Annotated in this window: 19 protein-coding genes; 9 read left to right on the top strand and 10 right to left on the bottom strand. The window is 61.2% G+C overall.

What is annotated here, in order from left to right:
* Nucleotides 1-31 precede the first annotated feature (31 nt).
* Entirely contained in the window at nucleotides 32-1,426 is a 1,395-nt protein-coding gene (locus MYA_RS03835; RefSeq protein ID WP_014722581.1) for a phosphomannomutase/phosphoglucomutase, read from the bottom strand.
* A gap of 241 nt (nucleotides 1,427-1,667) precedes the next feature.
* Between MYA_RS03835 and MYA_RS03830 the strand changes: the two genes are divergently transcribed.
* Genes MYA_RS03830 through MYA_RS03810 form a run of 5 tightly spaced genes read left to right on the top strand, consistent with a single transcriptional unit; the run spans nucleotide 1,668 to nucleotide 7,106 of the window.
* Nucleotides 1,668-2,936 (top strand): lipopolysaccharide biosynthesis protein, encoded by a 1,269-nt coding sequence (locus MYA_RS03830; RefSeq protein ID WP_014722579.1) that lies wholly within the window; start codon nucleotides 1,668-1,670, stop codon nucleotides 2,934-2,936.
* The gene (locus tag MYA_RS03825) at nucleotides 2,933-3,757 is read left to right on the top strand and encodes a glycosyltransferase (protein ID WP_014722578.1); all 825 of its coding nucleotides are present in this window, start codon (nucleotides 2,933-2,935) and stop codon (nucleotides 3,755-3,757) included. The genes MYA_RS03830 and MYA_RS03825 overlap by 4 nt, the downstream gene beginning before the upstream one ends.
* Nucleotides 3,758-3,798: 41 nt before the next feature.
* The gene (locus MYA_RS03820) at nucleotides 3,799-4,935 is read left to right on the top strand and encodes a glycosyltransferase family 4 protein (protein WP_014722577.1); all 1,137 of its coding nucleotides are present in this window, start codon (nucleotides 3,799-3,801) and stop codon (nucleotides 4,933-4,935) included.
* Between the two features lie 14 nt (nucleotides 4,936-4,949).
* The gene (gene galE / locus MYA_RS03815) at nucleotides 4,950-5,972 is read left to right on the top strand and encodes a UDP-glucose 4-epimerase GalE (RefSeq protein ID WP_014722576.1); all 1,023 of its coding nucleotides are present in this window, start codon (nucleotides 4,950-4,952) and stop codon (nucleotides 5,970-5,972) included.
* 27 nt (nucleotides 5,973-5,999) lie between these two features.
* Nucleotides 6,000-7,106 (top strand): MraY family glycosyltransferase, encoded by a 1,107-nt coding sequence (locus tag MYA_RS03810; RefSeq protein WP_014722575.1) that lies wholly within the window; start codon nucleotides 6,000-6,002, stop codon nucleotides 7,104-7,106.
* 91 nt (nucleotides 7,107-7,197) lie between these two features.
* On the opposite strand, the gene MYA_RS03805 is transcribed toward MYA_RS03810, so the two are convergent.
* The 5 genes from MYA_RS03805 to MYA_RS03785 form a co-directional block, all read right to left on the bottom strand.
* On the bottom strand, nucleotides 7,198-9,570 hold the full coding sequence (locus MYA_RS03805) for a protease pro-enzyme activation domain-containing protein (protein ID WP_014722574.1): 2,373 nt from the start codon (nucleotides 9,568-9,570) through the stop codon (nucleotides 7,198-7,200).
* 272 nt (nucleotides 9,571-9,842) lie between these two features.
* The gene (locus MYA_RS03800) at nucleotides 9,843-11,723 is read right to left on the bottom strand and encodes a polysaccharide biosynthesis protein (protein WP_014722573.1); all 1,881 of its coding nucleotides are present in this window, start codon (nucleotides 11,721-11,723) and stop codon (nucleotides 9,843-9,845) included.
* A gap of 11 nt (nucleotides 11,724-11,734) precedes the next feature.
* Nucleotides 11,735-12,751 (bottom strand): MraY family glycosyltransferase, encoded by a 1,017-nt coding sequence (locus MYA_RS03795; protein ID WP_041493778.1) that lies wholly within the window; start codon nucleotides 12,749-12,751, stop codon nucleotides 11,735-11,737.
* Nucleotides 12,752-12,756: 5 nt separating this feature from the next.
* A complete protein-coding gene (locus MYA_RS03790; protein ID WP_014722571.1) occupies nucleotides 12,757-13,722 on the bottom strand; it encodes a UDP-glucose 4-epimerase family protein in 966 nt (321 codons plus the stop codon).
* Complete coding sequence (locus MYA_RS03785) at nucleotides 13,719-14,564, bottom strand: glycosyltransferase family 2 protein (protein ID WP_041493777.1); 846 nt, start codon at nucleotides 14,562-14,564, stop codon at nucleotides 13,719-13,721. The genes MYA_RS03790 and MYA_RS03785 overlap by 4 nt, the downstream gene beginning before the upstream one ends.
* A gap of 311 nt (nucleotides 14,565-14,875) precedes the next feature.
* Here MYA_RS03785 and gmd point away from each other — a divergent pair, with 311 nt between their 5' ends.
* From gmd to MYA_RS29270, 4 genes are all read left to right on the top strand, one after another.
* The gene (gmd, locus tag MYA_RS03780; RefSeq protein ID WP_041493776.1) at nucleotides 14,876-15,910 is read left to right on the top strand and encodes a GDP-mannose 4,6-dehydratase; all 1,035 of its coding nucleotides are present in this window, start codon (nucleotides 14,876-14,878) and stop codon (nucleotides 15,908-15,910) included.
* A 5-nt stretch (nucleotides 15,911-15,915) separates the two neighbouring features.
* Entirely contained in the window at nucleotides 15,916-16,812 is an 897-nt protein-coding gene (locus MYA_RS03775) for an NAD-dependent epimerase/dehydratase family protein (protein WP_041493775.1), read from the top strand.
* Nucleotides 16,813-17,087: 275 nt separating this feature from the next.
* On the top strand, nucleotides 17,088-18,212 hold the full coding sequence (locus MYA_RS03770; RefSeq protein ID WP_158333093.1) for an acyltransferase family protein: 1,125 nt from the start codon (nucleotides 17,088-17,090) through the stop codon (nucleotides 18,210-18,212).
* A gap of 195 nt (nucleotides 18,213-18,407) precedes the next feature.
* A complete protein-coding gene (locus MYA_RS29270) occupies nucleotides 18,408-19,622 on the top strand; it encodes an acyltransferase family protein (RefSeq protein ID WP_081057401.1) in 1,215 nt (404 codons plus the stop codon).
* A 174-nt stretch (nucleotides 19,623-19,796) separates the two neighbouring features.
* Here the strand turns inward: MYA_RS29270 and MYA_RS03760 are convergent, their stop codons facing one another.
* The 4 genes from MYA_RS03760 to MYA_RS03745 form a co-directional block, all read right to left on the bottom strand.
* Entirely contained in the window at nucleotides 19,797-20,543 is a 747-nt protein-coding gene (locus MYA_RS03760; protein ID WP_050991220.1) for a sulfotransferase domain-containing protein, read from the bottom strand.
* Between the two features lie 86 nt (nucleotides 20,544-20,629).
* Entirely contained in the window at nucleotides 20,630-22,819 is a 2,190-nt protein-coding gene (locus tag MYA_RS03755; RefSeq protein WP_238539580.1) for a glycosyltransferase, read from the bottom strand.
* Nucleotides 22,820-22,842: 23 nt separating this feature from the next.
* Nucleotides 22,843-24,222 carry an FkbM family methyltransferase gene (locus tag MYA_RS03750; protein ID WP_041493772.1) on the bottom strand — a complete coding sequence of 460 codons (1,380 nt, stop codon included), beginning with the start codon at nucleotides 24,220-24,222 and terminating at the stop codon, nucleotides 22,843-22,845.
* A gap of 82 nt (nucleotides 24,223-24,304) precedes the next feature.
* Nucleotides 24,305-25,240 (bottom strand): GDP-L-fucose synthase family protein, encoded by a 936-nt coding sequence (locus tag MYA_RS03745; protein ID WP_041493940.1) that lies wholly within the window; start codon nucleotides 25,238-25,240, stop codon nucleotides 24,305-24,307.
* Between the last annotated feature and the right edge of the window lie 616 nt (nucleotides 25,241-25,856).

Raw genomic sequence — 25,856 nt, 5'->3', positions numbered from 1 at the left:
CGCGCCGGTTGGCGGCCGTCAGGCCGCGCGCTCAGAACGGCAGGCCAACGTCCGGCTTCGCAGCCGTCAGCACGCGGCGGAAATCCGCCTGGATACGCTCGAGCCCTTCCTGCGTCTCCGCCTCGAAGCGCAGCACGACCACGGGCGTCGTGTTCGACGAGCGCGCGAGGCCGAAGCCGTCCGGATACTCGACGCGCAGCCCGTCGATCGTCACGACCTCGTCCGCGCCGTCGAACTTCGCCTCGCTCTGCAGCTTCTCGATCAGACGGAAGTTCTCGCCTTCTTCGAGCTTGAGTTGCAATTCCGGCGTGCTCATCGCGTCCGGCAGCGCATTGAGCACCGCGCTCGGATCGGCCGTCTTCGCGAGGATCTCAAGCAGCCGCGCGCCCGTGTACAGCCCGTCGTCGAAGCCGTACCAGCGATCCTTGAAGAACACGTGGCCGCTCATCTCGCCCGCGAGCGGCGCACCGGTCTCGCGCAGCTTCGCCTTCACCAGCGAGTGGCCCGTCTTCCACATCAGCGGCTCGCCGCCCTTCTCCTTCACCCACTGCGCGAGATGGCGCGTGCACTTCACGTCGTAGATGATCTGCGCGCCCGGATTGCGCGACAGCACTTCCTCCGCGAACAGCATCAGCTGGCGGTCCGGGTAGATGATCTGGCCGTCCTTCGTGACGACGCCGAGGCGGTCGCCGTCGCCGTCGAACGCGAAGCCGAGTTCCGCGTCGGTGTCCTTCAGCGCCTGGATCACGTCCTGCAGGTTTTCCGGGTGCGCGGGATCGGGGTGATGGTTCGGGAACGTGCCGTCGATGTCGGTGAAGCGCTCGACCAGCTCGCAGCCGAGCGCCTTGAACAGGCGCGTGGCAAGCGGGCCGGCAACGCCGTTGCCTGCATCGACGACGAGCTTCAGCGGACGCGCGAGCTTCACGTCGCCGATGATGCGCGCGATGTACTGATCGGCCACGTCGAATGCTTCGTACGAGCCGCTGCCGGTGTCGTAGCGCTCGTCGACGATGCGGCGGTACAGCGCCTGGATCTGCTCGCCGTAGATCGCCGCGCCGCGCAGCACCATCTTGAAGCCGTTGTAGTCGGGCGGGTTGTGGCTGCCGGTGACGACGATGCACGAATCGACGCTGCGCTCGCCGCCCTTCAGCGCGAGCGGCACGCTCGCCGCGAAATAGCCGACCGGCGTGGGCACCATGCCGACGTCGACGACGTCGACGCCCGCCGCACGCAGGCCATCGGCCAGCGCGCCGACGAGTTCCGGCCCGGACAGGCGGCCGTCGCGCGCGACCACGACGGCGTCGCCGCCTTGCGCGCGCACTTCGCTGCCGAACGCGCGGCCGATGGCGCGCGCCGTGTCGGCGTCGAGCGTCTTGCCGACCACGCCGCGAATGTCATATGCCTTGAAGATGGATTGGGAGATCATCAGTTCTCTCTCTGTTGCCTGCATGGAAAATTGTCTGGCCGCCTGTCGCGTGCGCCCGGCATCATACTGCGGGCCCCTCGGCGCAACGGACGGGACGGCTGGAGCGGCCCCGATCCCACTTATAATCGCGGGTTTTGATGACGCGCATCGTAGCCATTTTAATGCCTAGCCGTTCCGCCGCCGCCCACCTGCCGCCTCCGGGCGCTTTCCCGGCCGCCGCCAGCGCGTGCGGCCGCCGCGCATGCTGAAGCGATTCGGCAACCCGGACGTCGCGAAGGCCGTCGCGAACCTCGTCTGGCTCGGGCTCGAACGGCTCACGCAGATCGGCGTCGCGATCGCGATCAGCGGCCTTCTGGCCCGGTATTTCGGGCCGGACGTGTTCGGCAAATGGCAGTATGCGAATACGCTCCTCCTCGTACTGGCGCCGCTCACCTGGGTGTGCGGCGCCGAAATCCTGGTTCCGACCATCGTGCAGCGCGCCGGCGCGCAACCCGGCACGCAACCGGGCGCGGTGCTCGGCAGCGCGTTCGTGCTTCGCATCGGCGTGTCGGCCGCCGCGCTCGCCGCGACCTGGATCGCGATCGGCGCCGGCGCGTTCGACCCGCTCGTCGGCGCGATGCTCGCGGGCCTCGCGGTCACGATGGTGTTCCGCGAGCCGTTCGTCGGCGTGATCAACGCGTGGCTGCAGAGCATGACGTACAGCAAGCCGCAGCTCGTCACCAGCATGGTGACGGCGCTGGTCAAGGCGCTGCTCGTCTGGCTGCTCGTGCGCGCGGCCGCCGGCCCGGCCCGCTTCGCGTGGCTGTGGGCGCTCGAGGCCGCGGCGATCGGCTTCGCGCTGCTGCTCTACTACCGCCACCGTAACGGCGGCACGCTAGGCTGGACGTTCGACAAGCCGCTGTTCAAGCACTTCGCGACGGCCGGCACCGTGTTCTGGCTCGGCCTGATCTGCATGTACCTGTTCCTGAAGCTCGACCGCCTGATGCTCGAGCGTCACGTGTCGTTCGCCGACCTCGGCCGCTATGCGGCCGCCCAGCAGCTCAACGAGAACTGGATCACGCTCGCGCTGATGCTCGCGCAGACCATCGCGCCCGCGTTCGTGTACCGCGTGCAGGACGTCGCGCGGCTGCGCCGCAACATCGTCCGGCTGATCGCGATGACCGCCGCGCTGATGACGGCCGGCGCGCTGGTGCTGGACGCCGCCGCGCCGCTCGTCGTGGGCAAGGTGTTCGGCCGCGGCTACGAGGCGTCGGTCGACATCTTCCGCTGGGCCGTCTGGCTGTCCGTGCCGGCCGGCATCGAGGCGATAGGCAATCTTATCGTTCTCAAATATCAAGCAAAATTCGTGTTGCTGGCGAAATGGGTGCTCGCGCTCGCGATCGCCGCGCTCGTCAACGTGCTCGCGATCCCGCGGCTCGGCCTGTACGGCGCGCTCGTCGGGCTGGCCGCGGGCTACGTCGCGGCCGCCGCCGTCAACTTTTATTACATCCGTATCAAGCTGCGCCCATGACGCCTTCCGATTGCCCGCCCCTGCTCGACGACGTGGCCGTGCTGATGCCGGCCTACAACGGGCACGACGACGTCGTGCGCACCCTCGCGTCGTTTCGCGAGGATGCGCGCGTGCACGTGCTGATCGTCGACGACGGCAGCACGCCGCCAATCGTCGCGCCTGCGCTGCCGGGCCTCGCGATCGAGGTGCTGCGCATGCCGCGCAACGGCGGCATCGAGCGCGCGCTCGAGGCCGGCATCGACGCGCTCGCCGCGCGCGGCTTCCGCTATGCGGCGCGCATCGACGCCGGCGACCTCGCCGCACCGCAGCGGCTCGCGAAACAGCGTACGTATCTCGATGCGCATCCGCGCGTGGCCTGTGTCGGCATGTGGACACAGGTGGTGTCGCGCGCCGGCGAAGCGCGTTTCATGCTGACGCCGCCGGCCGACCCGCGCACGCTGCGCCGCACGCGCTTTCTGCGCTCGCCGCTCGTGCATCCGTCGGTGATGCTGCGCATCGACGCCGTGCGCGAAGTCGGCAACTATCGCGCGAAGTACCGCGCGGCCGAGGATCTCGATCTTTATTTACGGTTAATGCAACGTTACGATTGCGCGAACCTGCCCGAGCTCGGCCTCTATTACGAGCTCAACGAGGGCGGGATCAGCGCGACCAAGCGCCGCCGCCAGCTGATCTCGACGCTGTCGCTGCTGCTGCGTCACTTCAACGTGCTGAACCCGTACGACTGGGCCGGCCTCGCCAAGAACCTGCTGCATTTCGTGACGCCGTATCGCACGCTGCAGCGGATCAAGCAGACGCTGTTCGCCGCGCGGCCGTCCGCGTAGTCCGCACCGGCTTTTTCGACGCTTTATTTTTTCTTTTTTTCATGTCCGCCACCTCCCCGCTGCGCATCGCGCTCGTCTGCAACACGGCCTGGGCGATCTACACGTACCGACACGGGCTGATCCGTGCGCTCGTCGCGCGCGGCGCCGAGGTCGTCGTGATCGCGCCGCACGACCGCACGGTGCCGCTGCTCGAACAGATGGGCTGCCGCTACGTCGCGCTCGCCGTCGCATCGAAAGGCACCAGCCCGCGCGAGGATCTCGGCACGCTGGCCGCGCTGGTGCGTCACTACCGCGCGCTGAAGCCCGATCTCGTGTTTCATTACACGATCAAGCCGAACATCTACGGGTCGATCGCCGCGTGGCTCGCGCGCGTGCCGTCGATCGCCGTCACCACGGGCCTCGGCTACGTGTTCATCCAGAAGAGCCGCGCGGCCAGCGTCGCGAAGCGCCTGTACCGCTTCGCGTTCCGCTTCCCGCGTGAAGTCTGGTTCCTGAATCGCGACGATCTCGCGACCTTCACCGACGAGCAGTTGCTCGCGCATCCCGAGCGCGCACGGCTGCTGCACGGCGAAGGCGTCGATCTCGAGCAGTTCGCGCCGGCGCCGTTGCCGGCCGGCCGCGGCCCCGTGTTCATCCTGATCGGCCGGCTGCTGTGGGACAAGGGCGTGCGCGAATACGTCGAAGCCGCGCGCGCGGTGCGTGCGCGCTATCCGGACGCGCGCTTCCAGCTGCTCGGCCCGCTCGGCGTCGACAATCCGAGCGCGATCGGCCGCGCGGACGTCGACGCGTGGGTTGGCGAAGGCGTCGTCGAGTACCTCGGCGAGGCGCACGACGTGCGCCCGCACATCGCGGCGGCCGACTGCGTCGTGCTGCCGTCGTATCGCGAGGGCGTGCCGCGCACGCTGATGGAAGCGTCCGCGATGGGCCGCCCGATCGTCGCGACCGACGTGCCGGGCTGCCGCGACGTCGTCGCCGACGGCGACACGGGTTTCCTGTGCCGCGTGCGCGACGGCGCGAGTCTCGCCGAACAGATGATCCGCATGATCGAGCTCGGCGCGCCGGGACGTGAAGCGATGGGCGCGCGCGGGCGCCGCAAGGTGGCCGCGGAATTCGACGAGCAGCAGGTCGTCGAACGCTACCGGCAGACCATTCATACATTGACCGGCATCACACTCTGAAGGAGCGCATCAGCATGACCGCTAAAGGCACCATCCTCGTGACCGGCGGTGCGGGCTACATCGGCTCGCACACCGCCGTCGAGCTGCTCGACAACGGCTACGATGTCGTGATCGTCGACAACCTCGTCAACAGCAAGGTCGAAGCCGTGCGCCGGATCGAGCGCATCACCGGCAAGACGCCGGCGTTTCACCAGGTCGACGTGTGCGACGAAGCCGCGCTCGCCAAGGTGTTCGACGCGCACCCGATCACCGGCACGATCCACTTCGCGGCGCTCAAGGCGGTCGGCGAATCGGTCGCGAAGCCGCTCGAGTACTACCAGAACAACCTCGGCGGGCTGCTTGCCGTGCTGAAGGTGATGCGCGAGCGCAATGTGCGGCAGTTCGTGTTCAGCTCGTCGGCGACCGTATACGGCGTGCCCGAGCGCTCGCCGATCGACGAGGCGTTCCCGTTGTCCGCGACCAACCCGTACGGCCAGTCGAAGCTGATCGCCGAGCAGATTCTGCGTGACCTCGAGGTGTCCGACCCGTCGTGGCGCATCGCGACACTGCGCTACTTCAATCCGGTCGGGGCGCATTCGAGCGGGCTGATCGGCGAGGATCCGGCCGGCATTCCGAACAACCTGATGCCGTATGTCGCGCAGGTCGCGGTGGGCAAGCTCGAGAAGCTGCGCGTGTTCGGCTCCGACTATCCGACGCCGGACGGCACCGGCGTGCGCGACTACATCCACGTCGTCGATCTGGCGAAGGGGCACATCGCCGCGCTCGATGCGCTCGCGACGCGCGACGCGAGCTTCGTCGTGAACCTCGGCACCGGCCAGGGCTACAGCGTGCTCGAAGTCGTGCGCGCGTTCGAGAAGGCATCGGGCCGGCCGGTGCCGTACGAACTCGTCGCGCGCCGCCCGGGCGACATCGCGGAGTGCTACGCGAACCCGCAGGCCGCCGCCGACATCATCGGCTGGCGCGCGACGCTCGGCATCGAAGAGATGTGCGCCGACCACTGGAAATGGCAGGAGGGAAACCCGCGCGGTTTTGTATAATCCGCTGTCCATTTTTCGAGCGATCCCATGCTCAGCTTCGCGTCCGGCTTCATCGCCTCCCTGCTCGTCACGTTGTTCATCGTCCGCTACGCGCATCTGCACGAGAAATTCTCGGTCGACAGCGATCTGGCCGGCGTGCAGAAATTCCACGTGCGGCCGGTGCCGCGGGTGGGCGGCATCGGGATCCTGGCCGGGGTCGTCATCGCCGCGCTGATCCTGTCGCGGCGCTATCCGACGATCGCCGGCAGCATCCTCGGGATCGCCGCATGCGGGATGCCGGCGTTCCTGTCGGGGCTCGTCGAGGATCTGACCAAGCGCGTGTCGCCGCGCGCGCGGCTGCTGTGCACGATGGGCGCGGCCGCGCTCGCGTTCTGGCTGCTGGGTATCGCGGTCAAGCGCATCAGCGTGCCGCCGCTCGACTTTCTGCTGGGCTACGTGGCCATCTCGGCGTTCATCACGGTGCTCGCGGTCGCGGCGCTCGCGAACGCGATCAACATCATCGACGGGTTCAACGGGCTTGCTTCGATGGTGAGCTTCATGATGTTCGCGTCGCTCGCGTATGTCGCGTTCCACGTCAACGACCCGGTCGTGATGTCGGCGTCGATCATCATGATGGGCGCCGTGCTCGGGTTCTTTCTGTGGAATTTCCCGGCCGGGTTGATCTTTCTCGGCGACGGCGGCGCTTATTTCATCGGGTTCATGCTGGCGGAGCTCGCGATCATGCTCGTGATGCGCAATCGCGAGGTGTCGGCGTGGTATCCGGTGCTGCTGTTCATGTATCCGATCTTCGAGACGTGCTTCTCGATCTACCGGAAGAAGTTCATCCGCGGGATGTCGCCGGGGATTCCGGACGGCGTGCATCTGCACATGCTCGTGTACAAGCGGCTGATGCGGTGGGCGGTGGGGACCAAGCATGCGCATGATCTGACGCGGCGCAATTCGCTTACCTCACCTTATCTGTGGCTGCTGTGCCTCGTCGCGGTGATTCCGGCGACGCTGTTCTGGCGGCATACCGTGCATCTGTTCGTGTTTGTCGTGCTGTTTGCGCTCACTTACGTTTGGCTTTATCTCAGCATCGTCAGGTTCAGGGCGCCGAAGTGGATGGTGGTGAGGAAGGAGAGGCGGGGGCATTGAGCACACGGGTAGCGAGTTGCCCTGCTCGTACGGCCCGCCGGCGGTGACGGGTGCCGTACGATATTCGGTCGCGAAGCGACGAGTGAAACAACTAGGCGCCTGCTGTATTCGTGCTCCAGCGCGGCAGTGGCGCATAGATCACGACGTTACCGTCGTCCTGAACATACGTCGCCGCGCCTGAATTGCCGCTGGTGTCGGAATACCAGAGCGGGACGCCCGTCGAACTGTAGACGACCAGATTGCCATCCGCTTGCATCGCTGCGAATGCGCCCGGATGACCATACGTGCCCGAACTCCATTGCGCAACGCCCTGACGAAGCAGCACGAGATTTCCGTCTCCCTGCATGACCAGCACGTTCGCGCCATTGCCCGAAGTAAAACTCTGGCCACTACCGAGCGCAACGCCGCCCTTCCAGACGGCCGGGCCGGTAGTAGAGTTCGCATATACGCCGGAAGCAGTCGATGTGGCGAATACCGGGACGAACGACCGGTAGATCACCAGGTTGCCGTCGTCCTGTACAGCGAGAAACTGGCTGTACGACGTGCTGCTCGTCGCCGAGTTCCACAGCGCCTTGCCGCTCGCGTCGTACACCACGAAGTTGCCATCGCCCTGGAAAACGGCATACGCTCCGGGATTTCCATAAGTACCCGAATTCCACACCGCAGCACCATTGGTCGTGTTGTAAAGCACGAGGTTGCCGTCATTCTGCATCGCCAGCTGATGGCTTCCGGAACCCGAATACACGATTTGCCCCGGCCTGAGCGTCGTACCTTGGTTGATCACTCCGCCGTAAATCGCCGCCGTCGGAACACATATCGCGGAATACATCGCGCTGACGTTCGGCGTGCCCCAGCCGGTCACGAAATCCCATCCCGAACCTGCACTGTATGCACCGTTGGACCCGTAGGTGATATCACGAAAGACCGATGGCGTCTTGGCCTGGGCGCTGTACAGCGTGGGCGCCGCAAAACCGAGATTCGTAGCGCAGGCCCCGGACAGCATACGCGCCCAAGTTGCAGCAAACAGCGGCGCGGACAGGCTCGTCCCACCCAATGTCACGAGTTGTCCGCCCGCGACGACTGCTTCGCCGCTGTTCGGATCAGCGTCGAACGCGATGTCCGGCATGCCCCGAAAAGTGCGCCCCTTGAGCGCCGGAACATTCGACTGCCACGATGGAATTGGCTCGATGCCACTGATGCCGCCCCCGCTGGAATCCCAGGCCGCCTCACCTGCGTAGCTGCCGTTCCCGTTCGTATAGAGCGTTGTGCCGCCCACGGCCACCACATACGGTGACGTCGCAGGGTATTGCACCGATGTGCCACTGCAACCGTACGCCACGCTGCCCGAATCGCCCGAACTGACCGAAAAAGTCTGCCCCTGCGCGACAGCGAGCTGGAACAACGTGTCGATGACCGCCGTCGGCGCCCAGTTTTCGCAACCGCCGATTGACATGTTGATGACGCGAGCGGTGTTGTCGGTCACGGCGCGATTGATCGCAAGCGCCATATCGCCCCAGGCAAACGACCGCGCAACGTAGAAATTGAGTTGCTTGAGGCCGCCGGACATCCCGACGATGGTCTGGCTATCGAGCGACCATTCCGTGGTTGCGCTCGTGTCCGCGCTCGACAGCCCGGCATGAATCACAGAAACGGGTACGGCGGGCAACTGGTTATTGCTTTCGAACGTCGACAAGTCGATGACGGACTGCGTCACGTCTCCTTCGGCAATGATGCCCACTGTAGTATTCACCGCCGCCGGGGCACTGCCGACGGAATAGATACGGGGGAAATCCGTCGGATTGTGACCCACCGCGACGGCGGAAGTCGTCGGCGATGCGTTCGCAGTCGGCGCAGCGGCGGCATTGGAAGCGCGCACGAAATTCGGGCGCAGGCGAGTGGCGGTATCGAGGCCGAGAACCCCTTGAACGACACCCCCGATCGCATCGGGCACCGTCTCCGGGACGGTATTGATGTGCGTGCTGGTGCCGTCCGCCATCGCAACCGGTACGAGCGTCGTCTGGAACACGCCCGATATCACGCCGGCCGGGGCGTCGGCTTCGACAATCATGTTGTTGTCGGCCACCTTGATGTTCGTGAAGCCGCTACTGCCCAAATATGCCTTGACACTAGTAACCTGCTGGGCGGTGGGCGCGTATCGTGCGGCAATCTGAGCAGCGGTGAGCACGGCCCCGAAGCTGGCGCTTCCGGGCGTTCGCGCCTCCTGCAAAAAGTGGCTCAATCCGGCTGCGTCATTCAGCTTGAGCACCAGCACAACATGGACCGGCGCAGTCGCACTCATCGGCGCCGCACTCACGACGTTGCCGGCCGCGCGCAGCGCCGACAGTCTGCCGGTCTGCACAGCCGTCACCGACGGACTCGCGTCGTCGTCACCGCCGCCGCACCCTGCAAGCGCGAGCACCATGAGCGCCGCGCTTATTCCCCTGGCAATATGTTTCGCTTTCATCGAATTGGTATGGACCGTAGAGCTCGTATTTGGCTTTTCACCTTTATTCTTTACGGCAATCGCACGGCTACCTTAAGGGAAACATATGCAGGAAATCGTCGGTAGTCAAATATGCAGACATATCGAGGCATTGCTCGTTACGGCCAATGCTCGTCATCAACCGGATTTTATTCGCGGCGATTCCACCAACGAAAAATGCCGTTCAGTAAGCTACTGAACGGCATGGATTCCGCGATCGAGCATTACCTCGCCACGATCGATTGCCGGACTGATCACTCGCTGGCAGTGATCCGTTTCGGCACGCTCTGCAATATCGGCGCAACGGTCGGCTGATACTCCGGCACCCATCGCCGCAAGTCGCGCCGCACCTCGTCGTCGTTGAGCACCCGGTGCTGCATCAGCCACGGCAGCAACTCGTCGAGCAGGTGGTCCGGCACTTCCCGCGCACGGGCGATCCGCAGCTTCGGATGCGGCGTGCGCGTGGTCGTTTCGTCGTCGGCGAGTAGTTCCTCGTACAGCTTCTCGCCCGGACGCAGCCCCGTGAATTCGATCCGGATCTGCCCTTCCGAAAAACCGTAGAGACGAATCAGGTCGCGCGCGAGGTCGACGATCTTGACCGGCTCGCCCATGTCCAGAATGAAGATCTCGCCGCCATGGCCCATGCTCGATGCCTGCAGCACGAGCTGCGACGCCTCGGGAATCGTCATGAAGAAACGCGTGATCTCGGGATGCGTGACCGTCACCGGGCCGCCCTTCGCGATCTGCTGCTGGAACTTCGGGATCACGCTGCCGGCACTGCCGAGCACGTTGCCGAAGCGCACCGTCTCGAACTGCGTGCCCTCGCTCGTCTGTTGAAGCGCCTGGCACGCCATTTCGGCGAGCCGCTTGCTCGCGCCCATCACGTTGGTCGGGTTGACGGCCTTGTCGGTCGAGATCAGCACGAAATGGCGCACGTCGTGACGGATCGCCGAGCGTGCGACGCGGTACGTACCGAGCACATTGTTGCGCAGCGCCTGCCACGCGTTGAGCTCTTCCATCAGCGGCACGTGTTTGTAAGCGGCCGCGTGGAAGACGATATGCGGCGCATAGCGCGACATCACCTGATCGAGCAGCAGCGAATCCTTCGCGTCGCCGATGATGGGCACCACGTGCTGGTCGGGGAAGCGCTCGCGCAACTCCTCGGTGAGCCGATACATCGCATATTCGGACAGGTCGAACGCGACCAATTGCGCCGGCTTGAAGCGGAGAATCTGCCGGCACAGCTCGGAGCCGATCGACCCGCCCGCGCCGGTCACCATCACCACGCGGCCGCGCAGCAGCGCTTCGACGTGCGGTGTATCGATCGTCACCGCGTCGCGACCGAGCAAATCCTCGAGATCGATGTTGCGCACCTGCGACAGGAAGCCCTGCCCCGGCATCAGGGCGGTCAGCGATGGCAGCACCATCGCCTTGATCCCGGCGCGCACGCAAAGCGTCGCGACGCGGCGCTGTGTTTCGACCGACGCCGACGGAATCGCGATGATCGCGTATTCCACTTTCAGCGCGTCGGTCCAGTGCTTCAGGTCGTTGAACGAACCGAGCACTTTATAGCCATAGATTTCGCGCCCGCGCTTGGTCGGATCGTCGTCGAGCAGGCCGACCAGACGCCATTCACCCGATCGCGACAGTTCGCGGGCGAGGCTCGCGCCGGCCGTGCCGGCACCGAGCACGAGTATCGGCTTGCCTTGCCCGACCAGCCCGCCGTACAGGTAGAACTCCTTCGTCGCGCGGTACAGCGCGCGGGCGCCGCCCATCACGAGAAACAGCATCAACGGCGACACGAGCAGCACCGAGCGCGGGATGATCGGGGACGGCTGAAACATCACGGCGCCGATCATTACAATCAGGCCGCCACCGATCACGGCCTTCGAGATTCGCATCAGGTCGGGAAGGCTCGCGAACACCCACAGGCCGCGATACAGGCCGAATACGTGAAACATGAGCGCATAGACGGGCAGCGCCCAGATGAGCGCGGTCAAGCCGCCGCTCATGAACTCGGGCGGAATGCTACCGTTGAATCGAACGAGGTAGGCGAACAACCACGCGCCGGCGACCGCCGTCAGGTCAAACAGGAAAGCGCTCAGCGAGAGCCATGATGCCTTGGATCGCAACATCGGCGGGAACCTCAAGAGTTATTTTCGGCGGCCGACTGAAATCGTCGCCAGCGCATGTCGATCACCAGTCCGATACATGCCAGGACGCCGTACCATGCGAAGAACGCCAGCCACTGCTGCGGTTCTGGGCGGCCCTTGGCCCACAGAGCAACGATTATGCCTGCGTGCATGATGAGGTACCAATAAAGAGCGGTCCGACGATGACCTACGCCGGCGCGCACCATCCTCTGATAATAGTGCTCACGGTGCGCCTGCCAGAACTTTTCGCCACGTAACAATCGTCTCAAAAGTGTTACAGATGCGTCGGCAATAAAGGGAGCGAATACGAGCGCCGGAAACCAGATCGGCCAAACGTTCGCTCGCCAGCCCCAATAACCGATGGCGCCGGCGAGGAATCCTAGCGGAATCGAACCCGCGTCGCCGAGAAACAGGCGGGCCGGATGGAAATTCAGCAGAAGAAAGCCGAGCGCAGCGCCCGAGACGGCGGCGCCGGCGACGGCCAGATCCGGCGACGGTGCGCCGCCGCCGAGGGCCGCGATCGCGTACGCACCGAAGCCGAACAGCGCCATGCCCCCCGCGAGGCCGTCGGCGCCGTCCATGAAGTTGTATAGGTTCGTGAGCCACACCATCACGAAACCCACGCTAGCCAGCAGCCACCAGGGCGCGTCGGCAGGATATACGACAATCAATGCAGCGACCGCTGCGAGGTGGGCGGAAAATCTCACGCGTGCCGGCAACCCTCGCCGGTCGTCGACCTGAGATATTGCGGCGAGCCCAGCTACGGCAATGGCGATCAGAGACAGGTGCGGCGCCAACACAAACAGTGCGGCGACGCAGACCGGTACGATACCCCATCCCCCGACGCGCGGCGTGGGCAGCGTATGGAGCGAACGATCGTTCGGAATATCGGTGGCGAGGCGCCACGCAAGGCCCGTCGCGAGCAGCACGCGCAGGATGGTCGTCGACGCGATGGCGGCGGCCAGCGCCACCGCGGCCGCACCGAGCCACGTGGATATCGGGAAAGGCATGTCGGCTATTGTTGTGTATCGCGCGAACGATACCATGCCGCGGTCGCTTCGAGGCCCTGCCGTGTCGTATAAGGGGGATGCCAGCCTAGCACGCGCGTGATCCGACCCGTATCGAGTTGGAGACTGCCGGTGAGGCGGTCGATGGCCGCCCGGCGGCCTGTCAATGCACCGAGTACCCGCAACACGGCGGCCGGGACAGGAACCAAGTGCGCCGGCTTGCCGAGTGCCTCGCCGACCAAGCGCAGCAGGTCGGTGACCGACGGTGCGTCGTCATCAGCGACGTGGAAGCATTCACCGGCCGCGCGCGGATCGATCGCGCATTGCATCAGTGCGTCGGCGAGGTTTTCGACGTAGACAATGCTGCGGCGTGCCGGGATGGAACCGAGCGGCAGCGGGAGGCCACGCGCAACCGCGTCCATCATGCGCAGGAAGTTCGCCCGGACCGCGGGACCGTAGACCAGCGGCGGCCGAACGACCACGACGTCGAGCTCGTTCACCGCACCGAATTGCGCAAGTTCGCGCTCGGCGCGCAGTTTCGAGCGACCGTAGGCCTCCTGCGGATCGGGACTCACCGCTTCCGACAACGGCGTGCCGCCGTCGGTCTCACCGACCGCCTTGATGCTGCTTGCGTAGACGATGCGGCGCACGCCGTGCTGGCGCGCGGCTTTGGCGAGACGCATGGTACCGGCGACGTTGGTCGCGCCGAACGCGACGTCGGGATCCGGCGACTCGTCGCGCATCACGTGTACGCGGGCAGCGAGGTGGATCATGCAGTCGGCTGCCAGATCCCTTGGCCATCCTTCGTCGAGCCCGTCGAAATCGGCGCCACCGTGCACCCATTCGCGCACGCCGGCGATGCATCCCCCCGGACGCCGCACCAGTGCGGTGACGGTGTGCCCGGCGTCCAGCGCGCGACGGCAGACTGCTCGGCCGACAAAGCCGTTCGCGCCGGTGACGATGAGGCGACTCACCATAGCCTCCAGCCAAAGCGGTTGTAGAACTTGCACGCCGACGCGGCAAACATGCGGATGTGGGCGAAGCCTTTACGGGACGCACCGCCGCCGTGATGGATCACGCGGACGGACGGGACGTACGCGACGCGCGCGACGTCATGGGCGCGGACGCTGAGATCGTAGTCCTCGAAGTAGAGGAAGTAGCGCGGATCGAAGCCGCCGAGTTTCTTGAGGACGTCGGTGCGGAACAGCATGAAGCAGCCGCTGATGATGGGCGGGTCCCAGACGACGTCGTGATCGTTGATCAAATCGCGCATTTCGTAGCGAGCTAGACGACCAGCAAACCACCGACGCATGCGTACGGGCAGGAAGCCGCGGACAAGCAGGTCGAGCACCGATGGATAGCGGCGACACAGATATTGCTGATCGCCGGCGTCGTGGCCGATCCATGGGGCGACCAAACCGGTGTCGGGGTTCGTGTCGAAGAACTCGCAGCCGTTTGCGAGCGCATGTACGTCCAGATCGATGTCCGGGTTTAATATCAGATGAAAGCGCCCGGTAGTTTGCCTGATGGCGAGATTGTGACCGCGACCGTAACCTACGTTGCCGTGCCCCGTCAGAACACGGCAATCGATGCCGTGCTCACGCAGCGAATCAATCATCACGCGTACGTCGCCCAGGCCACCGTTATCGACCAGGAGCAATTCGACCGAACGCCCTGCCGAGATGGCACGCATGTGTTCACACGCGGCGCTCAAGCTCACGAGCGTCTGCTCGAGCCGGGCGATATCGGGTTGATAAACGACGATGGAAACCGAGAGTCCGCAATTGGACGGAGGCGACGCGCTTGTAGGGTTCATGCAGGCTTCGATTGCGCGCTGGCGGTGGATTGGCCAACGTTAAGAGTACCGGGATTCGTTGCAGAACGATGCGACCCGGATTCCGGGCCGGATCGGGCAGGCGCGCCAATTGTAACCTTCGCGCCCCCGTCGCTGCGGAACAGCGCTTCTTGGGTGATAGAATTCGTCCGTTGCTGCCAGCCAGACTTCGCTGTCCTGACGCAGGCGGGCGCCGGCCGCTACGGTCGACTGGAAGCGTCCCTGAAGCAGGTACGCGCTCGAGTATGTAGCGGTGTACCGAAACATTAATACACGAACCAACCGAATATCAAATGACTGTTGCAATTATCACCGGCATTACAGGTCAGGATGGAGCTTACCTCGCACAGCTTCTCCTTGAGAAAGGCTATACCGTGTATGGCACTTATCGCCGTACGAGCTCCGTGAACACCTGGCGAATCGAGGAAATCGGCGTTGCCGACCACCCCCAGCTTCACCTCGTCGAATACGATTTGACTGATCTCGGATCCAGCATCCGGCTGCTTCAAACCACGCAGGCGACGGAAGTCTATAACCTCGCGGCGCAAAGTTTTGTCGGCGTCTCGTTCGACCAACCCACGACGACTGCGCAGATCACCGGTCTGGGTGCGCTGAACCTGCTCGAAGCCATCCGTATCGTCAATCCCGCAATTCGCTTCTACCAAGCCAGCACGTCCGAGATGTTCGGTAAGGTCCAGGCCGTCCCCCAGACGGAAACGACCCCGTTCTATCCCCGCAGCCCGTACGGCGTCGCCAAGCTTTATGCGCACTGGCTCACGGTCAATTACCGCGAGAGCTACAACATCTTCGGTGCCAGTGGGATCCTGTTCAATCACGAATCACCTCTGCGCGGGCGGGAATTCGTCACGCGCAAAATCACGGACAGCCTCGCGAAGATTCGCCTCGGCAAACTTGACGTGCTGGAACTCGGCAACCTCGACGCCAAGCGCGATTGGGGTTTCGCGAAGGAATATGTCGAAGGTATGTGGCGCATGCTTCAGGCCGAGCATCCCGATACGTACGTGCTCGCCACGAATCGCACCGAAACCGTTCGTGACTTCGTGTCCATGGCTGCCCAAGCGGCGGGCTTCGAGCTCGCTTGGCAAGGTAGCGGCGAACAGGAGACTGGCGTCGACGCGCGCTCGGGCAAGACGATCGTCAGGATCAGCCCCAAGTTTTACCGGCCCGCCGAAGTCGATTTGTTGATCGGCGACCCGGCCAAGGCGCGCGAAGAACTCGGCTGGGAGCCGAAAACAACGCTTGAACAGCTTTGCCAGATGATGGTCGAGGCGGATATTCGCCGGAACGAAGCCGGGTTCTCCTTTTAAAAAGCATGGCAAAGGTCTTCGTAACGGGGCTGGATGGGTTTACCGGCCGCTATCTCGCGGAAGAGTTGACCCGATTCGGTCACGACGTGTGTGGTGTCGTTCGCTCGAAGAAAGCAGATATTCCATGGCGAGCGCACGTCTGTGATCTGCTCGACCGCGAAGGCCTTACCCATACGCTATCTGCTGAAAAACCCGACGCGGTCGTGCATCTTGCGGCGATTGCATTCGTGCAACATGGCGACGTTGGAGGGATCTATCAGACCAACGTGGTCGGTACCCGCAACGTGCTCGACGCACTCGAGCGCGCCGGGTGCCGTCCCCGATCGGTATTGCTCGCGAGTAGCGCAAACGTCTATGGCAATAGCGAACGGGAAATAATCGATGAAAGCGCTCCGCCCGCGCCGGTAAACGACTATGCGATCAGCAAGTACGCAATGGAGCTGGTTGCGCGGATGTGGGCGGGAACGCTTCCGATCGTCATTGCAAGACCATTCAATTACACGGGTGCGGGGCAGGACGACAGGTTCGTGCTGCCGAAGATCGTTCGTCATTTCCGAGACAAGGCGCCCCGAATCGAGTTGGGCAATCTGCACGTCGTGCGCGATTTCTCGGACGTTCGCTCCGTGGCTTCCGCCTACCGCCGGCTAATCGAAGGCGATTATGCCGGCCGCACTTTCAACGTTTGCTCCGGCACCGGACATTCACTTCATGATGTTCTCTCCATCATGCAGGAGTTGACCGGGCAGGCACCGGAAATATATGTCAACCCGCAGTTCGTGCGGGAAAACGAGGTTTTCAAGCTGATCGGAAATTGCGCGCAACTCGAGCAAGCGATCGGAAGCGTCCAGTCCATTCCATTGAAGGCGACGCTCGCATGGATGCTCGAAAACTCACCGGAATAATGCGGTCAGATCTCTAGCGTCGACAAGTGCGTGGGCAGCATCCCGGGACTCGTCCCCGCGCGCTACGCCCGTGAACCAGCGACAGTTGATGCGCGGGCATCGATGAACATCGAATCGGACGGGTGTCGCACATCCACGGCAATTTGACGAGCGATCATCGCGGCCGGCGCGTTCGTCTATCGTGAAAAGTACGACAGACTCGGACCGCGCATCTCGGTGATCGCAGTCGTGGACACATGCCCCCGGGAAAACTCCAAGCATTCCGCAGGATCGACATGAGAAACACACAACTTGATGGTCTTCGAGGTTGGGCAGCGTTGTCGGTGGCGATTTATCACGGCATCAATATCCCGTCGCAAGCCGCCCACGAAGCACTGATGCTGCCCATGCAGGCCCAAACCTCCTCGTATGCCATCGCCACCAAATTTCTCGTTGCGACTTTCAACGGAAGCCTCGCGGTCGTCATCTTCTTTGTCCTAAGCGGGAAGGTATTGCTTGAGTCGCTCATGCGGTCGCGGAAAAGTATGCCGGAGAGTTCAATCGATTTCACGATCAAGCGAATCCTTCGCATCTATCCCCCGCTCTGGGTAGCGCTCGCTGCCTACATGCTCATGTTCTTCGGTATGCGTAAATTCGCGGGATGGGGTGCCGTGCCCGACCTGCACCTCGTCCTAGTCAACGCGACATTGACCAAGATCACTATGTACGGCGTCGCCTGGACATTGATTGTCGAACTGCTGGCCGCCCCGTTGATCTTGATCGCCGCATGGTCTTACAAAAAATATGGAGCTCAGGCGATCTTCATTCTGCTTGCTCTGCTCCTGTTATTCAAAGACAGTCCAATTCTCGGATTCCTGCCATATTTTTCGACGTATGCGTTTCTCTTCGCGCTGGGCTTTCTCACTTGCACCAATTTCGGAAAGCAACTCGCCAAAGATGTACCAGGTGTCAGTGCCTCAGTCGTCATGCTGCTCATGATCTACGGCATCCTGTTTACTCAATACGATTCGCCTAATGTTGTCGTCTTTCAAGGCCTTTCTGCATTCCTGCTTATCGCCATGATTTCTGAAGACAAGGATACCTGGCCAAAGCGATTCTTCAATCGGCCGATATCCCAATTCCTCGGACATATTTCATTCAGCCTCTACCTGTTGCACCCACTCGCTCTCGAATTACTGGAGCATTGGGCCGACCGCCTGACCGGAAACGGTTTCCGGGAGCACTATCTTGCCTCCGGCGTTGTTATTGGAATCCTGACCCCCGTGCTCACGATCCCGATTGCCGCACTAATGTACAAATATGTCGAGACAACAAGCATAAGTTTCGGCAAAGTGGTCTCGAATAGGATTTGCGGAGCCTTGTTCGGAAATAACATCAAGACGACGAATAATTTGCAATAACCCTAGCCGCGGAACGCGCTGAATCGATTCGCTAGGGGTGACTCTGGAGACGCTCATTCCGGACGTTAGGGAGGCGTGACGGCAACGAGCATACGAATCCAGCACCATCTCCGTGCCGCCGTTCGTGGTTCCGAGCCGTTTGCAAGGACGTAGCGAATCCGCACTCGCTCCCAAAAACGAAAGGCAACGCAGTCAATGACGCTCGAGCGCAGCAAGCAGTTCTTTTCATTTGTAAATGGCCTGCGAGGTATCGCAGCGTCACAGGTCGTTGTACTGCACTACGGCGCGGCGTTTCTTCCGGCGCTCGTACGAGCCGGGTCTCCTGTCCATTTTGATTGGGAGCAGTCCGCAAGCGTTTCGCCGCTATTTATGCTGGCGCAGGGCTACACAGCCGTCTACGTTTTCTTTGTGATGAGCGGATTCGTGCTCGGATCTGCATTTACTCGATCGCAAGCCTCGGTTCCCGCAGAGATTGCAAAGCGGTTTGTACGTCTCTTTCTGCCCGTCTTCACTGCGGTCATACTTGGATTTACCCTCTTGCGTCTGGCGCCACTTGCACGGACCGAAGCATGGACAGTAAGTCAGTCGACATGGTTAGCCGGCCTCTATCAGGCACCACTGAATACTCATCTTGTCTGGAGCGATGCGCTCCTCCACTCATTGCTGCTGGGATATGGTCCCAACTCGCTGTTCGAGAATGCGAGTGTCCTAAATCCAGTCATTCAAATCTCGCAAGCCATCGACCCACCGCTGTGGACCGTACACTATGAATTCTGGGGGTCGATCATCCTCATCGGGTTATCCTCGTTATACAAACGTTTCGCCAGATGGGCGGCGATAGCAATGATCCTGACAGCGATCGCGGTCGCAGGAACGAGTTTCCTTTGCCTGTTCGTGCTCGGATTTATTCTCTATCTGGTTCACGACCGCGTGTTTTCGGTACCCAGGCTTTTTGCTGAAACAGCCGGGATCACGCTACTGATGACCGGTATCTGGCTGAGCGTGTCATCCAGCCAGAGAGTCATTGCCGACGTGTTTGAACTGTCTCGGAAACTTCCGGTCATGCATGCCTTCGACGCGTTTCAGTTCCAATGGCAAATCAGCGCGCTTTGCCTGTTTACCGGGTTTCTTTTGAGTGCGAGGCTGAGACGCCTGGGATCTGGTCGAACGGTCCAATGGCTCGGCAAAATGTCCTTCAGTCTTTATCTCATACACTTTCCGGTTCTGATGACACTGGGGTGCTGGTTGTTCTCGAGGCTGCAAAACGTAGGCTATCTGTTTGCCTCCGGCGCATCGCTCATCCTCGGTTTTACTGCCTCACTGCTTCTCGCCACGCTCGTTGAGAAGCTCGTCGACAGGCCGTCGGTAACGCTGTCGCGGATGTGTGTCGGAAGCAACCAGCGCCCTTAGCTTGACGCACGAAGTTAGCATGAACTGCCGGTATCGATGGTGGCGGGTCAGTGACCTCAACCGCCGGCCATGCGGTCGACCAAAATCTGGCAACACACGGACACCGGGCAGTCGACGCACGCTCGCCGATGGGCCCGTGGGCCACACCGCGCGCGGACGACCAACGACACCGGTCTACAGCAACTGCAACCAGTGCCTGTGTGCGGATCCGCGAGTCAGAAAGTATGGCTTTACGGAATATCCAAGACAATCGAATACACGCTGATGTCGCTTGTATATCCGAAATGCATCCTGCGGGACAATCAAGCGACGCCACAGACCAGGCTTCCCCTGCCAGCCGTGCCGGTTCGGCGTCGCGCGCATTTTCTCCATGCTCAGGCTGTCGAGCAACGGGCGAACCCTCTTCGCATCCCCACCCAGGGCCGCAACCTGCGAACCGAGCACATGCTCAGGATCACGAACCGCATCCTCGTACCGCAAGCGCAGCACCTGGGCATCGTTCCACCATTGATAGGTGATCGATAACAGATCTTCGGCTCCGGTACTTAAAGCATATTCTAGAAACTCGCGCGACGTGGGGCTCGCAGTCGTGAGGTTACCCGGCAGGTTCGTGTTCCCCTCCAGCCACCTCGAGGTTCCCGGTTCGAATTTGATGTAGTGCAGCGCCGAAATAAGGACATCGAGCGGATGCCTTGCCACCGTAAGCACGGTGAATCGATTGGCACGAAGCCACGCCTGAAAATTCGGTTCACGGTACCAGTGAATCTGCAGAAAACATCTCGCCGGCAATGCGGACGGTGCATCGAGATAATTGTGGACCGCGATTTCCTCCATCTGGAGTGCTCCCGCGATCGTCGAGCGGATCCACGAATTGCCACTTCTCGGCGAGCTCACAACCGCGATGCGCGATACTTCATCCATTGATGTTTCCACATGTGCAACTGCCTCAACTCGTATGGCGATGGCCATCGGCCATGCCACGCTTTCTCAGATAAAAGACGCAGCGGTCACGCGCCTACATGGCTGGGCTCGTCTGCTGAACAGAATACGAGTTCGATGTCGGGATTCATGTACGACACCGCCGTCGAAACATTGCTCACGATATGCAGCAGTACGTGGCAATAGGACATCGTCATCGCATCCCGGATCACTTCCCACGCCATTCTGGCGTCCCAGTTAGCCTGGTTCGCAGCGACAAGGTGCTGCACCTGGAATCCTTCTGCTCGTCGCTGTTCGGGCGTAAGCCGATCATAGCGCGCATCTTCCGCGCTCGTCGTCCGACGGACATCGGAATAGCATGCCATCCGGTCACCAAACTCTGCCCGGAATGCATCGACGACACGATCCTGATCCGTCGCGAGAAATACAGCCCATTCCGACGAATTCTCGTCGATTCCTCGAGCGTTCAGTTGAGAGCGGACCTTGTCGATATACGCCTGCACGTGTGCGATCTTGCCGTCGGGTTGTTCGATGACGTGACTCGGATGTTTGACGTGCGCCGCAATGACAAATTTTCCCTCGAAGTGGCGAGTGCGAAATTCGTCGAGTTCCTGCTGATATTTTTCCTGAAGGCGAACGTGATCCTTGAAGACGTTGTGATATTGCCGGCGAAATCGAGCAAATTGTCCGCTCGTATAGAGCTTATAGGCGTGAATATAGGTGAGCTGCGGCTCGCGGTGCTCATTAAAGGTCGCAAGCGGTGGACGCCCCTTTTTGTACAGAAAATCTGCATCGTCCATTTCCTCTTCGGTGAGACTGTAAAGGGGCTGAAAAAGCTTCGACCAGATATTCCCCTCGCCCGGGCGTCCGTAGCAGAAGCTCGTAAATTTGTCAGTGCCCAGCCGATCGATCATGCGATCCACATTCCAGTCGGGCAACACCATGTGACATCTCTTGTCACCCTGGTCCCACACCAAATGGCTCATGAATACATTGAAGACCGAGAAGAAGCCGCCGTCATGCGCTTGCACGATAACGCGATCCACACCCGGTAAGGCGGCGGAACGAGAACCGATTGCACGCTCGACCGTGGCAAGCAATTGTGCCGGCGGTCTAGCGAAACGTGACGCATTTTCCCGCGGGCGAAAGGACCGGAGCCGGGTGTCGATCAATTCGGCGTAGTTCACTGCCAGGTTCGTAAAGCTGAATTCGGCAGCAAGCTCGCGCCGCGCGCGCATCGTCTGTGCACTCAGGCCGGACGACACGTACTCGAAAGCATCTGTCAACGCGATCGCGATGTCGGCAATGTCAGCCGCATATTGCCGTCCTGCAACGAGGTTATCGATCTCCGGATACCGCGCAGGCATCACGATCGTCGCCGGTATCGCAAACACCCCCGGCGCGAGATACAGGTCGTTATGACCGCCGACGTTGGTGATTGCCAGCACCTTGCCCAACGCGAGTGCCTCTCGCGGTCCGATGGAATAGCCTTCTCCACGGGAGCAATTGACAAAGATGTCGCAACCTTCGATCAGCGCGTTCTTTTCCTGATCACTGAGCGGCGCACAACTGATCACAATATTTCGTGCATCCCGACTCTCAACCAGTCGCCGGACACGCTCGAGGCTGTCACCGATTGCAAGATTCGAGTGAACGGTCAGTTCGACATCGTCGCGAGATCCGAACGCCTTGATGAACCCTTCAACAAGTGCTTCGACGCCCTTGCGCGCATGAAACGCAGCGATCGAGCAGAACTTGATCTTGCTCCCCGCCTGCGCTCTGAAGGGTCGGCTCAATAGCCCTTCGATATCCAGGGCTAGCGGCAGTGTGCCGACGCCGATCTCGACACCCGACTTCAACGCGACATCTTCCAGATGTCGACTCATAAATAGCGCGAAATCGAAATGCTCGTTGAGAATCCTGACCCACTGCGGGGGCAACTCGTCGGAATCGTAAGCCACATGGGCAAAACTCAACGCATCGCGCGGAACAAGCGTGTAGTTGAAGTCGTATGCGCCGTTCCACAGCACGTCTGTGTAAAAAGCGACCTTCACCTTGGACAGGTCTGTGCATACAGGAATCGCAGTGCCGTTCGGCAGGACGATCTCTCGTTCCGAACGGAAGTGGGGCTCCGTTGGAAAAATGGAGATCCGATAATATCGACTCAGCAACTCACACGCGGCGAAGGTGACCGCGCCAATGCCCGTCCCAAACGTACACCGCCCGATCACGCAAATCGAATCTGATTCAGCTGCCAAAACTTGCTCCGTAGAAACCATGACTATCGTCGAATTGCGAGCTTGATACTACGAAGCGGTTTCGTGAGCCGCCACGACGTACTGGCGAATACTGCTTGGAGTGCGTCCGCCGATTTCCGTGCCTCGGCGGCGAGTTCCGCTGACAACTGTTGGTTCCGCGATTGAAGAGTTGCACTTTGCCGCTCGAATTCTTCTTTTTGCGATCGTAGCGTCGTAATGAGCCGTTCGGACTCGTCGACACGCGAGAGGAGACGAATTCTTTCGTGGCTCAACCATGCGGCATGTCTCGACGACTCGTACAGTTCCTGATAGCAACTGTCGCTTTCGCGATTAAGCGCCGACACCCGCCTCTCGCTATCCTCAAGCTGTGCACGCAACGCTTCGATCTCTGCCCGAAGAGACGCACCGACATCTTCATTGTCAATGGAGCGCTTCGCGTTCGGCTCGGAATCGTCGGCCCCCCGCATCGATTCACCATTGGATTCGTGTGTACCATTGCCGATCTGAAAATCAATGGCGCTCAGCCTTGCCTCCAGATTTTCACGTGCTCCCTTCTCCAGAGCCCATCCCTTTTGTGCTTCGGCCAACATATTCTCCATATTCTGGCGGCCTTCCCTTTCCATCAACCAGCCATCTCGCACTTCGTTCAACTGCCGCATCACATCCGACAGATTCGCCTCCAAATTTGCCGCCTTTCGCATGGCGTTTGCCTCGGTAGCACGAACGAAGCCATCGAACCAGTTTGGTGGCGTCGCGAAAGCCGGGGCAAATTCCTCGAATTTCTCATCGGCAACGTAAAATCGATTCAATCCGTCGAAATAGACGAAATGATATTTCGCGTTCAGCAGGAGTTCCTCCCAATCGTAATGAGAGGGAACTGGCGAGTTCGGCTCCGTGGCCTCCACCAGTACGATCCATGGGCGAAATTTGTCAAAATCTGCGCTGGCGAGCACCTCGCGCTCACTCCCCTCGACATCGATCTTTAGGAAGTGAATCGATCGATCACCAACATATTTCTCGCAAACATCGCTCAGCTTTGTGACGGCAACCGTTACCTGACTGACGTCCCAATTCGAGTCGCGATACGAGTCAGCCAGCGCTTTTACGCCGGTTGAAATCCCGTTACCGCCATCGACGGCGAAATATCGTGCAGCCGTTCGTTTATTCTCGATGGCGATTTCCAGATTGACGTCCTCCGGTCGCGCTTCGACGAGACGACCAAACGGGCCGCTCATGGGTTCGATATTTATGCCACGCCAGCCACGCTCATAAAAGGCGGCCGTGACTGAATCCGCATACGGCTCCGAGGCGCCAACGTCTATGTAAAAACCACGCTCTACCTTGGCAAGAGCGCGCCACAGCATGACGTCTTCGAAGTTCTGTGCGTATGATACAAATTTCATCTGGTGGGCACGCTCAGCAACGATGGATGAGGGAACTGCGGGCTCGCGCGCGAAGCAACGAGCCCGCTCCGTGCGAAGCGCCCTACTTTCTGGCGGTCGCAACATTGTTGCGATACCAGTCATAGGTAGCTGCAAGGGCGTCCTCGAAAGACACTCTGGGCTTGAATCCCAAGGCCTTCAGGCGCGACACGTCGTACGCACGCAATTTCTGTCCGTCTGGCTTCGTCGCATCCCACTCTACAGCGCCTTGGTAGCCCGAGATGCGACACAGCGTATCAACCGTATCTCGGATCGTGTGCGACTCACCTGTCGCGATATTGATCGCACCGCTATGTTTTTCCGCGACGAGACGCATGGCATAGGCAGCGTCCGAGCTGAACAGGAAATCGCGCTCGGCCTTCCCCGTTCCCCAAACCGTGAGGGGTTGGCCCAAGTCGACGGCCCGGTGAAACTTCGACACGAGCGACGGGATGACGTGGCCGAACTTCTCGTCAAACTTGTCGTAGGGCCCAAACAAGTTGGTGGATACGCAAAATGCGTAGTCGATACCGTACTGCTCCTTGTATGCCTCCAGTTGCGCAAGCATGCTCCGCTTGCTGTGCGCATACGGTGCTTCGGAGTGGTGGGGCTCGCCAACCCAGATTTCGTCCTCGGACATCGGCAAGCGGACGCGATCGGAGTAAATTGCCGTGGAACCCATTGCGACAATCTTGCGGCAACCAGTCTGGCGCGCTGCATCGATCACGTTAGTGTTGATCCGGACGTTGTCCAGGTACGCAACACCACGGTTGGACATGTTCCCCATAATTCCATAGACGCGGGCGGCCAAATGGAACACGAGTGTCGGACGCAACTCGTCGAATGCGCGCTCCGTCGCAATCTGATCCCTCAAATCAACGTCTCTGCTTGCAATTGCAACGACGTTCTGGTACCCAGCATCGCTCAACTCCTTCTTCAGTGCGCGGCCGATTACACCCCCTGCTCCGGTGATCAAAACCCGCTCGCCCGATACGGTCATGCCTAGCCTCTCTTTATAGCGCGCCGATCCGAGCATTCACGTAGCCACAAATCGGAGAAATTGACACAAGATGGTTGTCTGACAACCTTCGCAACTTTACAGCGAGCGAAAATTATAAAGAAATTTTAAATCCCTGAACTATGCGCCTAAGAGCATTTTTGAGGTGAGACGGTCCGCACTGAACAAATCCGTTGTCCAGATTACCGTGGGAAGCCACATTTTTTGATGACGTCGTGCGGCTGTGCTGGTTGGCCAGCGCAACGGGTACGCCCCTCGCTCCACTGTCGTTCGTCATGTCGCATGTCCCACCTGAGACGTCTCCACACCCTATCGGTCCAAACTACCAATGACCGAGCGTCGGATATATTGAAATTAGGGGTCGCATTGGAGTTCGGGCGTGAACCGTCGAACACCGGCGGACGCGCAAGAACGGCACGAGCATTTCGATCGTCAAATCACCCGGCACAAGGACCCCTCCTCGTTGCTCCGGTCCCCTCGCGTCCGCGTGGCCACCGGAGCAGTTATCTGAAAACACTTGAACTATGGTCGACCGGGGCGGGGACCGTGGCGAGCACCGCTTGCTCCGCGCCCCGCCGTCGAAGCAGGTCGAGGCACC

The sequence above is a fragment of the Burkholderia sp. KJ006 genome, assembly GCF_000262695.1.
In the GTDB taxonomy this organism is placed as follows: Bacteria; Pseudomonadota; Gammaproteobacteria; order Burkholderiales; family Burkholderiaceae; genus Burkholderia; species Burkholderia vietnamiensis.
This window is presented reverse-complemented; position numbering and strand designations above follow the sequence as displayed.

Excerpts from the sequence above, each read along its gene's own strand:
- MYA_RS03825 (WP_014722578.1), top strand. The coding sequence starts at position 2,933 with ATGACGCCTTCCGATTGCCCGCCCCTGCTCGACGACGTGGCCGTGCTG.
- MYA_RS03775 (WP_041493775.1), top strand. The coding sequence starts at position 15,916 with ATGGCAAAGGTCTTCGTAACGGGGCTGGATGGGTTTACCGGCCGCTAT.
- MYA_RS03785 (WP_041493777.1), bottom strand. The coding sequence starts at position 14,564 with ATGAACCCTACAAGCGCGTCGCCTCCGTCCAATTGCGGACTCTCGGTT.
- MYA_RS03810 (WP_014722575.1), top strand. The coding sequence starts at position 6,000 with ATGCTCAGCTTCGCGTCCGGCTTCATCGCCTCCCTGCTCGTCACGTTG.
- MYA_RS03760 (WP_050991220.1), bottom strand. The coding sequence starts at position 20,543 with ATGGATGAAGTATCGCGCATCGCGGTTGTGAGCTCGCCGAGAAGTGGC.
- MYA_RS03820 (WP_014722577.1), top strand. The coding sequence starts at position 3,799 with ATGTCCGCCACCTCCCCGCTGCGCATCGCGCTCGTCTGCAACACGGCC.
- MYA_RS03805 (WP_014722574.1), bottom strand. The coding sequence starts at position 9,570 with ATGAAAGCGAAACATATTGCCAGGGGAATAAGCGCGGCGCTCATGGTG.
- MYA_RS03800 (WP_014722573.1), bottom strand. The coding sequence starts at position 11,723 with ATGTTGCGATCCAAGGCATCATGGCTCTCGCTGAGCGCTTTCCTGTTT.
- MYA_RS29270 (WP_081057401.1), top strand. The coding sequence starts at position 18,408 with ATGACGCTCGAGCGCAGCAAGCAGTTCTTTTCATTTGTAAATGGCCTG.
- MYA_RS03745 (WP_041493940.1), bottom strand. The coding sequence starts at position 25,240 with ATGACCGTATCGGGCGAGCGGGTTTTGATCACCGGAGCAGGGGGTGTA.
- MYA_RS03835 (WP_014722581.1), bottom strand. The coding sequence starts at position 1,426 with ATGATCTCCCAATCCATCTTCAAGGCATATGACATTCGCGGCGTGGTC.
- galE (WP_014722576.1), top strand. The coding sequence starts at position 4,950 with ATGACCGCTAAAGGCACCATCCTCGTGACCGGCGGTGCGGGCTACATC.
- MYA_RS03795 (WP_041493778.1), bottom strand. The coding sequence starts at position 12,751 with ATGCCTTTCCCGATATCCACGTGGCTCGGTGCGGCCGCGGTGGCGCTG.
- MYA_RS03770 (WP_158333093.1), top strand. The coding sequence starts at position 17,088 with ATGAGAAACACACAACTTGATGGTCTTCGAGGTTGGGCAGCGTTGTCG.
- gmd (WP_041493776.1), top strand. The coding sequence starts at position 14,876 with ATGACTGTTGCAATTATCACCGGCATTACAGGTCAGGATGGAGCTTAC.
- MYA_RS03750 (WP_041493772.1), bottom strand. The coding sequence starts at position 24,222 with ATGAAATTTGTATCATACGCACAGAACTTCGAAGACGTCATGCTGTGG.
- MYA_RS03830 (WP_014722579.1), top strand. The coding sequence starts at position 1,668 with ATGCTGAAGCGATTCGGCAACCCGGACGTCGCGAAGGCCGTCGCGAAC.